11 protein-coding genes and 1 pseudogene are annotated in these 16,446 nt (G+C 43.4%); all 12 read left to right on the plus strand.

The features are described 5' to 3' along the window. Positions 1 to 64 precede the first annotated feature (64 nt). Positions 65 to 263, plus strand: a pseudogene (locus BN1546_RS28065) (hypothetical protein); the annotation flags it as partial. 122 nt (positions 264 to 385) lie between these two features. Next, the gene (locus tag BN1546_RS24360) at positions 386 to 835 is read left to right on the plus strand and encodes an RrF2 family transcriptional regulator (protein WP_090739014.1); all 450 of its coding nucleotides are present in this window, start codon (positions 386 to 388) and stop codon (positions 833 to 835) included. A gap of 272 nt (positions 836 to 1,107) precedes the next feature. After that, positions 1,108 to 1,767 carry a nitroreductase family protein gene (locus BN1546_RS24365; protein ID WP_090739015.1) on the plus strand — a complete coding sequence of 220 codons (660 nt, stop codon included), beginning with the start codon at positions 1,108 to 1,110 and terminating at the stop codon, positions 1,765 to 1,767. Positions 1,768 to 1,869: 102 nt separating this feature from the next. Further along, a complete protein-coding gene (locus BN1546_RS28070; protein ID WP_255305530.1) occupies positions 1,870 to 1,980 on the plus strand; it encodes a DUF6254 family protein in 111 nt (36 codons plus the stop codon). A 372-nt stretch (positions 1,981 to 2,352) separates the two neighbouring features. Then, positions 2,353 to 3,882 carry a right-handed parallel beta-helix repeat-containing protein gene (locus BN1546_RS24370; RefSeq protein WP_090739016.1) on the plus strand — a complete coding sequence of 510 codons (1,530 nt, stop codon included), beginning with the start codon at positions 2,353 to 2,355 and terminating at the stop codon, positions 3,880 to 3,882. A 552-nt stretch (positions 3,883 to 4,434) separates the two neighbouring features. After that, positions 4,435 to 5,937, plus strand: a complete 1,503-nt coding sequence (locus BN1546_RS24375; protein ID WP_090739017.1) for an alpha/beta hydrolase family protein — start codon at positions 4,435 to 4,437, stop codon at positions 5,935 to 5,937. A 389-nt stretch (positions 5,938 to 6,326) separates the two neighbouring features. Next, positions 6,327 to 8,039, plus strand: coding sequence for a sensor histidine kinase (locus tag BN1546_RS24380; RefSeq protein WP_090739018.1), 1,713 nt, complete (start codon positions 6,327 to 6,329; stop codon positions 8,037 to 8,039). Continuing rightward, positions 8,036 to 9,457, plus strand: coding sequence for a response regulator transcription factor (locus BN1546_RS24385; protein WP_090739019.1), 1,422 nt, complete (start codon positions 8,036 to 8,038; stop codon positions 9,455 to 9,457). The genes BN1546_RS24380 and BN1546_RS24385 overlap by 4 nt, the downstream gene beginning before the upstream one ends. A gap of 269 nt (positions 9,458 to 9,726) precedes the next feature. Further along, positions 9,727 to 11,463, plus strand: coding sequence for a type 2 periplasmic-binding domain-containing protein (locus tag BN1546_RS28075; RefSeq protein ID WP_090739020.1), 1,737 nt, complete (start codon positions 9,727 to 9,729; stop codon positions 11,461 to 11,463). Positions 11,464 to 11,526: 63 nt separating this feature from the next. Continuing rightward, positions 11,527 to 12,441 carry an ABC transporter permease gene (locus BN1546_RS24395; RefSeq protein WP_090739021.1) on the plus strand — a complete coding sequence of 305 codons (915 nt, stop codon included), beginning with the start codon at positions 11,527 to 11,529 and terminating at the stop codon, positions 12,439 to 12,441. A gap of 13 nt (positions 12,442 to 12,454) precedes the next feature. Further along, positions 12,455 to 13,348 (plus strand): carbohydrate ABC transporter permease, encoded by an 894-nt coding sequence (locus BN1546_RS24400; RefSeq protein ID WP_025677286.1) that lies wholly within the window; start codon positions 12,455 to 12,457, stop codon positions 13,346 to 13,348. Positions 13,349 to 13,691: 343 nt separating this feature from the next. Next, on the plus strand, positions 13,692 to 16,310 hold the full coding sequence (ppsA, locus tag BN1546_RS24405; protein WP_090739022.1) for a phosphoenolpyruvate synthase: 2,619 nt from the start codon (positions 13,692 to 13,694) through the stop codon (positions 16,308 to 16,310). Positions 16,311 to 16,446 lie beyond the last annotated feature (136 nt).

Raw genomic sequence — 16,446 nt, forward strand, 5'->3', positions numbered from 1 at the left:
GAAAACAAGCTTTTTTTGTTGCATGAGCTGCCAGCTTACAAACAATAAAAGAATAATAAACAAGACAGTCTTTAACCAAGCAATTGACTTCTATAAGCTTTGTTTTGAGGCATTTGGGAACACGGATCAAGCCGATCATCGCAGGGCAAGTCGCCAATATGGGAGCAGACATTAAGTTACAAATGGAAAGCTTGACTACAAATCAATTGCGTGAAGCCGCAGATCATGTGTTAAGCTTTCCATCTTTCAAAGAAGCTGTTGCACAGAAGTCAATACTATATTTAATATATAAATTGGATGTAAGCTCGTCTATTGCAGCATATTAGGGAATTCGGTACAATTTACTCATACTACTTAAGAGTAAGCTGGAAGGAGAGAGTAAAGGTTGAAGCAGGAGTATTGTACACCGACTCAGCACCCAAAGTGGTTTGGACTGGCTGTTCAAGCGCTTGTTATATTGTCGCAGGAGGACAAAAGCATAGCTTGTCCAAGTATTGAACTCGCCAAATATCTTCAGTCGGAGCCTTCTTTGCTGCGCCGCATACTTTCCGTTCTCGCCAAGGAAGGGCTTATCGGAACCCGGGAAGGCCGTGACGGCGGGTACCACCTTAGGAAACCGGCAGAGTCTCTACGACTGGTTGATGTGTACGATGTATTCCGTTCAGACAGCAGGCTTTCCTTTGGTATTACCGAGACAGCTGGCACGCATCCGCTCGGTAAATGTATGAAATCTACGCTTGAGGATATTACCCAAGAAATGGACGATAGCATACGTGGAGTATTAAGCAAGTACACGATTGCTGATCTCGCCAATCAACTGGAAGCCAAGCTTTAGATGAACCTGGAAAAAGACGGTTGACAGCGGCTTGCTTAGATTTTATACTGTGCAATATAAACAACAGTTAAACGCAAGCCGCGCGCAACGTTAATTTTTAAGGTTATACTGTGTGATAATGAACACAGTTATACCTGTGCGCATAAGCGGAAATATTGTTGGAATTTTTTCAAGGCACTTCGTTTTAATAGGATTCAAACTTTGACTAATCGCTTAGTCTGGATTTAACTGTGCTGAATAAAAAACAGTATTTATTTAAAGGAGGATTCATAATGTCAACTTCAACTCATACTGGCCAGAGCTCCGCCTTGTTCGCCGATGTCATCCGCGAGCGCCGCTCTGTGCGTCATTACGACAAATCGGTTCGTCTGTCTCACGAGGAGATTAAGGATCTTCTGAAAGAAGCGACGCTTGCGCCTTCTTCGAGTAACGTTCAGCCCTGGCGCTTCTTGGTTATTGAGACAGAGGAATTGAAAGCAAAACTGCAGCCAATCGCCTACAATCAATCCCAGGTTACTGAGGCTGCTGCGGTGATCGTTGTGCTTGGTGATACGGAAGGATATAAGAAGCTCGATGAAGTTTTCGGCGAAGCAGTAAAACACGGCTATATAGCGGAAGATACCGCTAAATCGTTCGTGGAAAGATCGATTCATACGTATGTTTCATTGCCAGAGGAAACACTTCATAAAGTCATTCATATTGATGGTGGTATTGTATCCCAGCAGCTTATGCTGGTTGCACGTGCTCACGGCTACGATACCGTCGCGATGGGCGGCTATAATGCGGCCGAGCTTAAGCAATCGTTCGGTATTAGTGACCGATACATTCCAATCATGCTGATTGCGCTCGGTAAAGCGGCACAACCGGGTCATCAGACAACTCGGCTGCCGATAGACGATATCACATTCTTTAACGAGATGCCCGTTAACTAAAAACAAAACCCAACGAATTTAATTTTATGAATGAACAGAAGCGAGAAATGACAACTTAAGGAAGTAGTATATATTCACAATTTCCAAAGGAGGATATCTGTTATGGCTCACCAGAAGAGAAGGAAAGAAGCTGCATGGAAGTCACGAAAGCAAGAACAGCATCCCCATGGTAAAATCAAATCGCTCAAGGAATTGTCCAGCGAACAATATTGAGGAGTATACTACTTGGAAGAGAAGGGCTGTCGATGAAATTTATCGGCAGTCTTCTCATGGTGTGTGACCATAATGGCCCTTCATACAGGCAGCATCCAACAGTTTCATTTCAGAGTGTTCAGTGTTATTGAAGACATTGAGTTAGCCGTTCAACCCTGAAAATATACATCATATTTTCAGGGTTGTTTTTATTTAGCTTTCTTTGTCAAGGCGAAGAATTACTGCAATTCACCAATGCGTGTGGGCGCTATCGACTTTTGTACGGAAAGCCTGCCGATGGACGGTAGAGGATGTTCTTCGCTTGCAAGAAGCCATAAAGTGATGATAACGTTAGTTTGACGAAAGCTGAATTAGGATGGGAGTTGAAAATTCTTGAAGAAATTCGGTAAAATTTTGCTTATAGGTTTAAGCTTGGGGTTAGGCCTTGCAATCGGTAATGTGCAGACTCCTGCCGCCTCTGCCGCTGGTACCGAATATTATGTGGCGACAAGTGGTAGCGATTCCAACGCGGGAACAAGCGATGCGCCGTGGAAAACGCTCCAGCATGCGGCCGACACAGTCCCTCCGGGCAGCAAGGTCTATGTCCGAGGTGGTGTTTATAAGGAGAAACTGAAAATCACCCGCTCTGGCTCCGCCTCGCAAGGCCCAACCGTGTTCGCAAGCTATGGCACGGAAACCGCCATTGTTGACGGTACTGGACTATCTGTCAGTGGGAACGAAGGGTTAATCGAATTGGCCGATGTCGATTACGTCACCATCCAAGGGTTTGAAATCCGCAATTTTACCACTGCTTCCAAGAACGCAGTGCCTACAGGCATTTACGTTCACGGTGCAGGGGGGTTCATTAATCTGTCTGATAACAAAATCCACGACATCAAAAACACGGCCACCCCAACTGGAAAAGACCGGCTAGGCCGGGACGCTCACGGCATCGCTGTTTATGGCACGAAAGCTCCTGCATCGATTCACAACCTTACAATCAACAGCAATGAACTATACAATCTCGTGCTCGGCTCCAGCGAATCGCTTGTTTTAAACGGGAATGTGAACGGCTTTGCAGTGACCAGCAACCTCATTCACGATAACGACAACATTGGAATCGATCTGATCGGCTTTGAAGGAACCGCGCCGAATACTGCTTACGATCAGGTGCGGAACGGGGTGGTAAAAGGCAATCGAGTGTACAATAATTCGGTTCGAAATAACCCATCCTACAAGAGCGATGACAACTCGGCCGGCGGCATTTATGTGGATGGGGGCAAGGGCAACATTATCGAGCAGAATTACAGCTATAACAATGACATCGGCGTCGAAATTGCCTCCGAGCATGCCGGCAAAACCACCAGCAATATTACGGTCCGCAGTAACGTGATATATAACAACCGGTTGACCGGCATCGCTATGGGCGGCTACGATGACGAGCGTGGCTCAACGGTAAACAGCAAGATCGTGAACAATACGCTGTACAAGAACGATACATTGGACGACGGAAGCGGCCAGCTTTTGGTTCAGTATGATACACGAAACAACGTGATCAAGAACAATATTTTCGTAGCCAGTTCGACTGATGTGTTGATCTACAATGGATATACTCAAAATTCGGGCAATGTTGTTGATTATAATTTATATTTTGCACCTGGTGGCAGTTCGGGGGCCAACTGGACCTGGAAAGATAAAGAATATACAGGATTCCCCACGTACAAATCGGGAACGGGCAAAGATGCGCATTCTCTGTTTGCCGATCCTAAATTCGTGAATGCCACGAATGGCGACTTCCATTTGCAGTCTTCGTCACCAGCGATCAATTCCGGATCAACGGATAACGACATCATCGGAACCGAGGATATCGACAGGGAACCCCGTATGAAAGGGAAGGCCGTGAATATCGGTGCAGATGAGTGAAGCAAAACTAGAGTTTTTGTGGGGTTATGCAAAATCTGATTCTCTTGGAGTCCTGTGCGTGCTGATACTCCGTTGATGCAAGTGACGGATTGAGGCGGCTCAAATGAATAGCTGATTTATTCCAAAAGCCCTCTAGATGCGAGGGCTTTTGTCTTTATATATAGCATTCACAATTTGTGTATTTGCAATTTCCGTAGATCTTGATACACCATAATTGATAATGATAATTATTATCATTTAATTAGAGGGTCACATTATGATCACCGATTGCTTGTTGCTATGGAGAGGCATTCTAGGCGCAACATTATTTTTCTATAGAGAAAGGTTGATAGCATTGACTGCAAATAAACAATTAGACCGCTTCAGCTCGATACCCGTATTTCTCCATATATGATTGAATGATTGAACTTACTGTTTTACGAGTCCTCCAATACCGCAAGATCGAATTACAAAATTGTTAGGTTGATGTAAGGCAAATCGATAGCTTAGGCCAACCTGGCAGGATAAGATTAGAACAAACGAAAATAGAAATTTTTTAAAAGGAGAATCGAGATGAGGCTGTTTGAACTGTTGCTTTTATTGTCAAACGTCGGCTTGTTTTCATTAACCTTCCTATTAAAAAAAGGACGGCGTAGAATTCCAGTATTCGTTGCAAGCGGTATTGCCACACTTTTACTGGTCATTCATTGGACGGTGGAAGGATACAGAATTCAGCTATTTTTCCCATATTGCATAACGATCATTTTTTTAGCCATTTCAGGTTATAGCTATTTTAAAAAAAACGGTCAAAAAAAAATCCCACGATTCATGTTGGGTTCAGCTTATACCGCTATAGCGATAATGCTGGTCGTAACAGCGGGTCTTATGTATGCTTTTCCTGTATTTAAACTACCTGAACCGACAGGCGAATTTAAGGTAGGAACGCAAATTTTTCATTTCGTGGATACAAATAGGGAAGAGATTTTCGACGAATCCAGAGATGGTAAGAGAGAATTGATGGTTCAGGTCTGGTATCCGGCTCAAGCTAGCACTGGCAAGTATGCTCCCTTTATTCCCGATACCCAGATTTTACGTTATATGGCCGCGAACTATGGTCTTCCCGGGTTTACGTTTCAACACCTGAGGTACGTATCCAGTCATACTTATTCGGGGGCCGAAGTTTCTTCGGCACAGACTTCATACCCGCTGATCCTTGCGAATCCCGGCAACGGCTCTTCCAGGTTCCTCCACACCTCGCAAGCCGAATATCTCGCGAGTCACGGATATATGGTGGCAGTGATCGACCACACCTACAATACATTTGCAACCGAGTTTCCGGACGGTCGAATCACAACCAGCACAACCAACGACTTATTCTCGCCCGACCATGATTACCAGACGAGCAGAGGAAATCGCGACAAGTTGGGACAAGTTTTAACCGGCGATGTGGCGTTTGCGCTGGACCAATTCGAGCTCATCCAATCGGGGAAGATTCCAAGTCATTTAAAAGGAAAGATTGATCTCGGTCATGTCGGGGTGTTCGGTCATTCCATCGGTGGAGCGACGGCCTATGACGCTTCTTACGATCCGCGAATCGCAGTCGGGATAGACCTTGATGGAGGGCTTTATCGACTGCGTGACAGAGAGGGTCTGCGAAAGCCGTTTTTGTTCATCAACTCGGAAAGCTATTTCGAAAAATTAAAAATGGTAATGGATAATCGGGTCTACACGGATGCAGAGCTTAACCGTATGGGATCAACAAGAGAGTGGGAGGATCAAGTAACGGAAGATAAAAAATTGGAGCTTGAACGGATGCGTGAAACGGTTGACGAAGGGGGACAAGTCCTCTATATCGAAAATACGGAGCATTTGAATTTCGCTGACGTACAGTTCATTTCTCCGATTTTCAAAATGCTGGGCATTACAGGAAAGATTGCGCCCGAAAGAGCGAACTCCGTTATCAATGTCTATATGCTAGATTTCTTCGATAGGTATCTGAAAAATCAAGGCGGAAACTTAATGAAAGGACCGGATAGCCGCTTTCCGGAGGTGAAGTTCGTAACCTCGCTATTATAAATTACGGAACAGGCTACCGATTTTGATATGCTCCCCTTCAAGTAGACAGGTTTAATAAATAAACCGCTAATTGAAGGGGAGTTTTTCTTTGTCTAAAAAGAACAAATACAATGCCATGTATGCAAAGAGGAAGGGAGAATAAGTTCTATGAATTCCATGAAAGCGTTTGACATATTGGAATATCATTCTATAATTATGAACAGAATTGGACCTCACCGAGATGGAAAAATCCTGATTATTCCAGTCTGAATCGGATGAAGATGTTGTCTATTCTCAAATAGGTCGCTGCCTATGAGGAATAAGATAATTGCTAGAGCTGTTGTTCAATAAACAGCAAGCTCCATAATCAGGGGCTTGCTCTTTTATTTACCTAAGGAGAATGGGGCGGAATGACACTTAAAAAAAGAATCTTTTTATTGTTTTTTCTCAGCGCGTTTATTCCCTTTATCAGTATATTTGCAATTTCTTATTATACCATTGATTCTATTTTTGTGAATAAAATCAATGATGGAATTAGGAGCAATCTACAGCAGGTAACTTCATCACTGGAAAATTCAATTACCAATCTGAATCATGTTACTCAGCAATTATCATATAGCGGTACTTTAGGCAAAAAACTGGATGAAGTCTTGCAACCTTCCTCCAATATAATTGAATTGATTGAGGCTAGAGATGAATTAAAGAATGAGTTAAATGTTGTAACGTTCACTAATCCGAATATAGGCTTGACCTTATATTATTTCCAGAAAGAAGGCGCTACACAGTTCGCTAACTTTCCCATCAAAGATCGTTTTGCCCCTGAGTCTTTGCCTGTGCTTTTCAAATCTTATGGCATTGCGTACTATGGTCCCCATATCAGTATGAACCGATTTAATGACCAACTCGTTTTATCTGCCATGCGAAAGGTACAACTGCCTCAAAGGGACGATGTATATATTTACGTCGAATCCGGCTTTCGTCTTACACAGAATATACTAGGTTACAACCAATACCAAGGAGCTTTATCGCATTTGATCCTGAATGGTGAAGGTCAAATTGTTTACAGTGAAATTCCGGAAACGATGAAAGTGGGGGAGAATTTCTTCAGCTTATCAAAAAGTGCTGCAAAAGACGGAATATCCCGTGACTACCATTGGTTTAAGGAGGACTCCGCTCAGAATTGGAGCGTCATCTCGGTAATTTCGCAGGCTAAGTATCAACAGGAGAAAAACCAGTGGTTGCTTCAAATATTACTGGTCGCTTTATTTTTTCTCGGCTTTACTGTATTTCTTGCTTGGCTTCTGTGGAAGATGGTCTACAAGCCACTCGGTCTGTTCCATTCGGAAATTAACGGAATGTCTCAGAATCCACAAAAGGCAGGTAGCCAGACCCGCACTCATATTCCCGAGTTCGATTTTCTATTGGGAGAATTCTCAAATATGCAGCATCAAATCGGTGACCTGTTCAAGGAAGTGCAGCAGAAAGAGAAGATCCGTGCAGATTTGGAAGTGGAAAAATTGTTATATCAGATCAATCCTCACTTTCTGATGAATACGCTAGATACTGTACATTGGCTGGCCGTCATGAATGGACAAGGGGAGATTGACAAGTTGGTGCAATCCTTGAACAAGCTGTTGTATTACAATTTGGGTAAATTAGGGCAAGTATCGACGATGGAAGAGGAAATTGATGCGCTAAGACAGTATCTAGTCCTGCAGCAAATTCGATATGACTTTGAATTTGACGTGCGTATTTCAGCGGATGACCATGTGCTTCAAATACCTGTGCCTCGTTTTATTCTGCAACCGTTGGTTGAAAATTCTCTCTATCATGGACTGAGTGACGAAGGTTTTATTCAGATTGAAGTTACACTCACCAAAACGCTGAATATTCTGATACAGGATAATGGAGCCGGCATGACCGAGGAAGCGATTCAAAAACTCTTGAACAATCGTATAGCAGAACATAAAAAAGTAGGGATGGGCATCGGACTCAATTATGTTCACCGCATGTTGAGGGCACAGTACGGAGATCAAGCACAACTGGTGATCGAAAGTGAATTGGGTACAGGGACAAGTATTCTGCTCATACTTCCTATCAAAGGAGAAGATGTTCGGGGATGATTAAAGTATTGATTGTGGATGACGACAAATTGGTACGAAAAGGCATAAGCTCTGCGATGCCGTGGAATGAGTTCAATATGGAAGTTGTAGGAGAAGCAAGTAACGGGTTGAAAGCACTGGATTTTCTGAAATCTCAACCAGTCGATCTGATGTTGACGGATCTCGCGATGCCGGTGATGTCAGGTATTGAACTGATGCGAGCTGCAAGGCAACTCTATCCAGAGCTTCATATTGTCGTATTAACACTGCATCAAGATTTCGATTATATCCAGGAAGCGCTCAGGCTGGGAGCCATCGACTATATAGCCAAGGTTCAGCTCGAGAAGGAGCAATTCGAACACGTGCTGCATCGAATACATATCCGGATTGACGAGCTGGCGAATAAAAAACGAAAGCTGCCGCTGCTTAGTGAGACTAATGTCCATTACCGCCATGTGTATGCACTTGTTTCACTGGATCGCAAGTTAGGACAGAGCTGGCCGATTGAACCGACATCCAGTGTAGATGAGATCCGATGGGAGGTTGAACGGAACAGTTGGATGTGGGCGGCACCCATGGACTTAGAGGATCAACTGTTCCACAAACTGAAGGAATACCGGGACCAAGTTCCCCAAGGCGCCTTGCTAGTTATGTCCGATGTACAAGAGCGAACGTGGTCGCAAATCCAAAACTGGATTATGAATTATACAGAAACGTCCTTATTCTATGCATACGACCCTTATGATCCTGTCATTGCCGTTTCGATGAATGTGGAGGAATCATTTCCAATAGAACCGCAGGATGAAGATATGGATCGAATTAAGCAAAGTTGGTTTCTATCACCATGGACACATAACGACAGTTACTACAACCAACTGATTGAACAGTTCAAATCACTAAGACTGCAAAAAAGCCAGTTGATGGGATTGCTATACTCGATAGTTATGGAATGGAATCACCTTTTTGCCGAGACTACGCTTGGTAGAATCTCAATGATCCATTCTTTTCTATCGTGGTACGAGGTAGAAGCTTGGATCAAGCAGACCTCTGTGGACATTCGTAAGGCAGATGAACAGACCTCGTATTCACAGGAAATTGTAGACGCCGTGAAAAAAGCGATTATGATCATGCAAAATGATTTGGATCAAGCTTTTACTGCTTCAGGTCTGTCCCGGCAACTGAACATCAGCCGAAGCTATTTCAGTCAATGCTTCAAGGATCTGATGGGGAAAACCTTTAATGAGTACTCCCGTTTTATACGAATAGAGAAGTCTAAAGAGTATTTATTGAATACAAATAATCAGATTTTCTGGATTGCGGAGCGAGTGGGTTATACGGATGAAAAATATTTCAGCCGAATTTTCCGCGAGTTGACAGGCCTGCTTCCAAGTGAATATCGACAGCTGGGCAGAGGGGATAAAAAGCGTACTCTTTTATAATTCAGTCAAGCCGACAGATTCCTGATAGGAGCTGCCGGTTTTTTGTGCTTCACTTTGGTTAGTAAGTAAAGATAGACAAATGTATGTCGGCAGGTAGGATAAATGCTTACAAGCCAAGTATGACTTCACTGCCTGGCGTGAAACCGCATACATTTTTCTATCCAAACAGACGTTTAATCCCTATCTCGTTTTGTCTTCATCGAGTTTTATAATGAAAGCGTAAACAACAATGATAGAGAAATATTCACAACGAAGGGGAATCGAATGAGATGACAACTAAATGGTCCGTAAAAAGCAAATTGTTGACGAGACGTCTGGCCGTACTGTCGATATCTGCCCTAATGATTTCAACCCTTGCAGCCTGTGGGGCTTCATCCAACCCTCCCACTGCGAAGGAAGCGGGCAAATATGAGGTAACACCCGGAGACCCATTCAGTGCCTATAAAGACGAAATAACCGTCACGATGGGTCGTGTGACTACGGCCAACCCGAAGCTGCCGGCTGGAGATTCGTATGAGAACAATGCGTATACTCGACTGGTCAAAAAAGCGTTTAACGCTCAGATTAAAGACCAATTTGAAGCCAACGGAGAAGATTACAGCCGTCAGGTTTCGCTCGCCATCGCCTCTGGAGAACTGCCTGACATGATGCGTGTCGATTCCAAGGATGAACTCAAAGAACTGGTTGATAATGATCTGATTGAAGATATGACGGAAATTTACAAACAGTATGCCACAGATAATATCAAGAATATTTACGACTCTTATGAGGGCCGGGCGTTAGACAATGCGACGATAGATGGACGTTTAATGGCGCTTCCAGCTACTTCCCTAGATTCCGCACCAACCATGGTCTGGGTTCGTCAGGATTGGCTGGATCTACTGGGAATCCAGCTTGATGCAGACGGAGATGGTACCATCAAGCTGGAAGATGTGGAGAAAACGGCCGAGGAATTCTTGAAAAGAGATCCGGGTCAAACCGGGAAACCGGTAGGTATTCCCTTTGTGAACACCCTGAATACAACTGACTATAATGGTTCTGCCTATACCATGCTTGGAGTTGCCTCAACGAAGGGTTCATTCCCTCAGTATTGGATGAAGGGTAAAGACGGCAGCATTGTTTATGGCTCAACAACAGAGGAAACCAAGCAGATGCTAGGCGTCATGGCAGATTGGTTCAAGAGAGGCATCATCGATCCGCAATTTGGAACACGCACATTTGATGATATTACGGCACTGTACACCAACGGCCAATGCGGTATTGCTTTTGGACCATGGCATATTCCCGACTGGGGTCTGGGCAACGTGAAGCAGAAGGATAAGAATGCGAAATTCACGGCTTACACTTTGGAAGATGCAGATGGAAAGGTAAACGTGGCACACGCCAATCCAGCTAATCAGTTTATCGTTGTAAGAAAAGGATACGAACACCCGGAACTCGCCGTTAAAATCGTAAACCTTTTCTACGATAAACTGGCAAATGATAAAAATGTGGGAACATCTATGCCAGAAGCTGCCAAGTATCAAGAGAACGGCGTAGACGGTTCTACCAGACCGTTTAATATTGAAGTCAACTCGGCGACCTCGTTACTGGATGACTACTCTGATATCGTTCGAGGGATTAAAGGAGAGATAAGTTTGGATCAGGTCCGGACAACAGAATCAAAGAACAATATTAAAAGTATCCAGACTTACTTAAGTAATATGGATACGGATAACGTAACAGCCTGGTCGAAATATCACTCGCGTATCAACGGAGTGGGACTCATTGACAAACTGACACGGGAAAACAAATTCGTTTGGATGACACCCGCTTTCTCCGGAACTACACCAAGCATGAAACAGACATGGGCTAATCTGACCAAGATGGAGCAGGAATCTTTCATCAAAATTGTGACTGGCGCAGAATCTCTGAATTACTTCGATACATTCGTTAGCAATTGGAAGAAGCAAGGCGGTGACCAGGTAATTCAGGAAATTAAAGACGAGGTTGCATCCAAAAAATAAACAATCTTGAACTGCTAACAGGGCTGCGTATTGCAGCCCTGCTTTTAGGAAAGGGGTCCATCCATGAAACAGGGAAACGATAAAGCAAAAATCCTTTTCGGCACGGGTGCCATATATCATCTGATGATGCTTCCGGGTATTTTATTTTTGCTGGTATTCAGCTATGTTCCGATGGTCGGTGTCATTACGGCGTTTCAGGATTATATACCAGCCAAGGGAATGTTAGGCTCCAAATTTGTAGGGCTGAAGCACTTTATTTATATGTTTAAGCTGCCGGACATCGCACAGGTTTTTAGTAATACGTTGGTGATTGCCATTGCCAAGATTCTATTGGGAACAATGATGGCTATCATTTTTTCCATTTTGTTAAATGAGATCCGCATCAAATTCGTTAAAAAATCCGTGCAGACAATTGTTTATCTGCCACACTTTCTGTCCTGGGTAGTTCTAGCGTCCGTGGTTGTTAACATGTTCAGTTTAGATGGAAGTGTGAATCAAATTTTGGCCTTTTTCGGTCTGGAGAATATTAATTTTCTCGGCAGCAACACCTGGTTCCAGCCGCTGATTATTGGGACAGACGTGTGGAAGGAGTTCGGTTACAGTTCCATCGTCTATTTGGCTGCAATTACTTCGATTGATCCGGGTCTGTATGAAGCGGCAGGAATGGATGGAGCCAGCTGGTGGAGAAAAGTATGGCATATTACGTTGCCAGGCATGCTGCCTATTATCCTGCTCATGGGAGTGATGAGTCTGACCAATATTTTGAGTGCCGGCTTCGATCAAATTTATAATCTGTATAACCCAGTTGTCTATGAGTCGGGAGATATTCTGGATACTTATGTATATCGAATTGGACTCGTTGGGCGACAGTATAGCTTCGGTACGGCTGTTGGCCTGTTCAAGTCAGTGATTGGTATTGTTTTGCTATTGTCAGCCAACCAATTGGCCAAAAAATACACCGACCGAAAAATATTTTAAGGAGGCGATGCCTGTGTCATATTCTGTAAGCCAAAAAAATCGAATTGGCGGGTTAGTCATCTATGCCATCGTCATATTGCTGGCATTGATCTGCCTTCTTCCATTGTGGAATATCGTTGCGATTTCATTTAGCAGCAGCGAGGCTGTGTCAGCTAATGCTGTAGGTCTTATACCAGTCAATTTTACAACCGCAGCGTACACAAAAATTATCGATGATGCTCAGTTCTGGCGTTCCTTTGGCATATCTGTTCTACGTGTTGTGCTTACACTTCTTCTCAACATGATTCTTATTGTTCTAATGGCATACCCGCTCTCCAAGTCAAAAAGAGAATTTAAGGGCAGAAACATTTATATGAACGTCATGATTTTTGCCATGCTGTTCAGCGGTGGGATGATCCCGAGTTATCTATTGATCAAAAACCTCGATATGCTCAATACAATTTGGTCGCTTGTTCTACCAGGAGCTGTCCCTATATTCAGTGTCATCCTTGTCATGAACTTCTTCTCTGCTGTACCTAAGGCCCTAGAGGAAGCAGCATTCATCGATGGGGCGAGTCCGTTGCAGGTCCTGTTCAAAGTGTATGTTCCCGTGTCCATCCCTGCGCTGGCGACGGTAGCACTATTCAGTATCGTGGGAACGTGGAATGATTTCTTCAGCGGTTTGATCTATATGACTCAAGTCAGCAATTATCCGCTCATGACGTATATTCAGTCCCTTAACGTGAATATTGCGGAACTTCTTCAATCCGGCACCAACTCAGCACAACTCAGCAACTTGACTGAAATTTCAAACAAAAATCTAAATGCGGCAAAAATCGTAGTCGCTGTCATCCCGCTACTGCTGATTTATCCGTTACTTCAAAAATATTTTGTGACTGGAATTGTTGTAGGATCGGTAAAAGAGTAATCACAAAAAGAGATGACCCTGATAAATTCAAGGATCATCTCTTTTTATATAAAATAATTGAACACAAAAAATAGCTATGATATAATCGATAGCGTTATTGACAAATCATATAAACAACCGAAAAAATATTATCCCTATTTTTATAGTACATCTAGAACTTTGATTTGTCAATGTTTTTTTACCCCCCCCAGAAAATAGAAAGGAAGGTGGAATGTGCAATCAGGCTGCGTACATAATCAAGCGGTTTTGAGAAGAAGTACGCGGCGACTTACTTCGGCGGTGACTAGGCATGATCATGATTGTTCGCTTTTTTCTCTATATTAATGGTTAGGAGAGATGTTGAATGAATTCACTGGTTCTCGATTTTCAAGAAATGGATAACACTCAGCTTTTGCTTGTTGGTGGAAAAGGATTGCACTTAGGGGCATTAACCAAAATGGAAGGAATACAAGTGCCAAAAGGGTTTTGTGTTACAGCATTGGGATATCAAAAAGCCATCGAACAAAACGAAATAGTTCATGCTTTTCTGGATCAGCTAGCTACGCTTAAAGTAGAAGATCGAGAACAAATTGATGATATCAGCAAGAAGATTCGACAGGCCATTATGGAAGTAGCCATTCCTTCTGATGTTGTTAAAGCAGTTGTTCACTATCTCTCCCAGTTTGGTGATGAATATGCTTATGCCGTGCGTTCTAGTGCGACTGCTGAGGATTTGCCGCATGCTTCTTTTGCTGGTCAACAAGATACCTATTTAAATATTATCGGCAAAGAATCCATCTTGGAGCATATCCGCAAATGTTGGGCTTCTTTATTTACGGAACGCGCGGTAATTTACCGAATGCAGAATGGATTTGATCACAGTCAAGTTTATTTATCTGTCATCGTTCAAAGGATGGTGTTCCCACAGGCTTCAGGGATTTTATTTACCGCTGATCCCATCAATGGCAACCGAAAGCTGCTCTCTATCGATGCAAGTTTCGGACTTGGAGAAGCGCTGGTCTCCGGCTTGGTATCTGCAGATTGTTATCAAGTACAGAATGGGGTAATCGTCAGCAAGAGGATAGAAACCAAAAAAATGGCTATTTATGGACGGAAAAAAGGCGGAACAGAGACCAAGCAGCTCAATCCTGATCAGCAAAAGACGCAAACCCTTACGGATCAACAAATTTTACAACTGGCACGCATTGGAAGACAGATCGAAGAACATTTCGGCTGCCCCCAAGACATCGAATGGTGTTTGGCTGATGATATATTTTATATTGTCCAGAGCCGGCCGATCACCACTTTATATCCCATTCCTGAAGCAAATGACCAGGAGAATCACGTGTATGTATCTGTCGGCCATCAGCAAATGATGACTGATCCTATTAAACCACTGGGAATATCTGTTTGGATGTTAACAGGTGCCACACCCATGTTTAAAACTGGTGGTGGAAGGCTGTTTGTGGATATCACGATGGGTCTGGCTTCACCAGATGGCAGGCAAAATTTATTGGATGTTTTAGGACACTCCGATCCGCTCATAAAAGACGCGCTTATTACCATCATAGAGCGGGGAGATTTCATAAAATTGGACCCATCTGACAAAAGCGAACCGGGACCCGTTAAAAGCCATAAGGGTATGTCGTCTGCGGATATTCTGGCAGAAGCAGGAAACGACCCGGCAATTGTTGCCGATTTGATTAAGAGTAGTGAGACATCGTTATCAGCTTTAAAACATAACATCCAAACGAAATCAGGATTGGATGTATTAGATTGTATCCTGGAAGATATGCAGCAACGGAGGCAGCGTGCGTCAGATCTGAAAAACTTGAGTGTGATTATGTCCGCCATCCATGCTTCAGCATGGATCAATGAAAAAATGGATGAATGGTTAGGTGAAAAAAACGTAGCAGACGCACTTTCCCTATCTGTACCTAACAACGTCACTTCTGAAATGGGTATGGAGCTACTGGATGTTGCAGATGTGATTCGTCCCTACCCGAAAATAATTGAGTATTTACAACAGGTAAAGGATGATAACTTTTTAGAAGAACTGGTTCAATTCGAAGGTGGACAGCAGGTGCGTGATGTTATTACTGCTTATCTAGACAAATATGGAATGCGATGTGCCGGGGAGATCGATATTACAAGAACACGCTGGAGTGAAAAACCAAATATATTGGTACCTATGATCCTCAGTAACATCAAAAACCTTGAGTCTGGCGCTAGTAAACGAAAATTTGAGCAAGGGCAACAGGAGGCAATGAAAAAAGAACAGGATTTATTAGCCCGATTGAAACAATTACCGGATGGTGAACAAAAAGCTGAAGAGACAAAACAAATGATCGACCAGATCCGAAATTTCATCGGTTATCGTGAATATCCGAAATACGACATTGTTAGTCGCTACTTCATTTATAAACAGGCTTTACTAAAGGAAGCGGAACGACTCGTACAAGCCAACGTTCTTCATGAAAAAGAAGATATTTACTATCTCGCTTTTGAAGAATTGCAGGAAACCATACGCACAAATAAACTGGATTACCAGGTCATCGACAAACGCAAAGACGAGTATAGATTATATGAAAAACTAACTCCGCCACGTGTTATCACGTCTGATGGCGAAATCATTACGGGTCAGTACAAACGAGAAAATATCCCCGCTAAAGCTATTGTAGGCCTCGCTGTTTCTTCGGGTGTTGTAGAGGGGCGGGCACGTGTGCTCCTGAATATAGAAGGGGCTGATCTGGAAGATGGCGATATACTAGTCACCGCCTTTACTGATCCCAGCTGGACTCCATTGTTTTTATCCATAAAAGGGTTGGTTACGGAGGTGGGCGGACTGATGACCCACGGAGCTGTTATCGCACGTGAATATGGCTTGCCAGCCGTTGTCGGAGTGGAGAATGCGACCAAACTGATAAAAGATGGGCAACGAATTCGCGTGCATGGAACAGAAGGGTATATCGAATTTTTGTAATGGATAAATAAGGGGAAACGATAGCGACTGGAAGGAGCTCACCCAACAAATTGGGCCGACGCATGAGGAACTTCATCGTTATGGCTCCCTTTATGAAGTATATTCATGCTGGCAATGGACAACGCTTAGGTTAAAT

Origin of the sequence: Paenibacillus sp. Mc5Re-14 (assembly GCF_001049835.1) — a bacterium.
Classification (GTDB): Bacteria; Bacillota; Bacilli; order Paenibacillales; family Paenibacillaceae; genus Paenibacillus; species Paenibacillus polymyxa_C.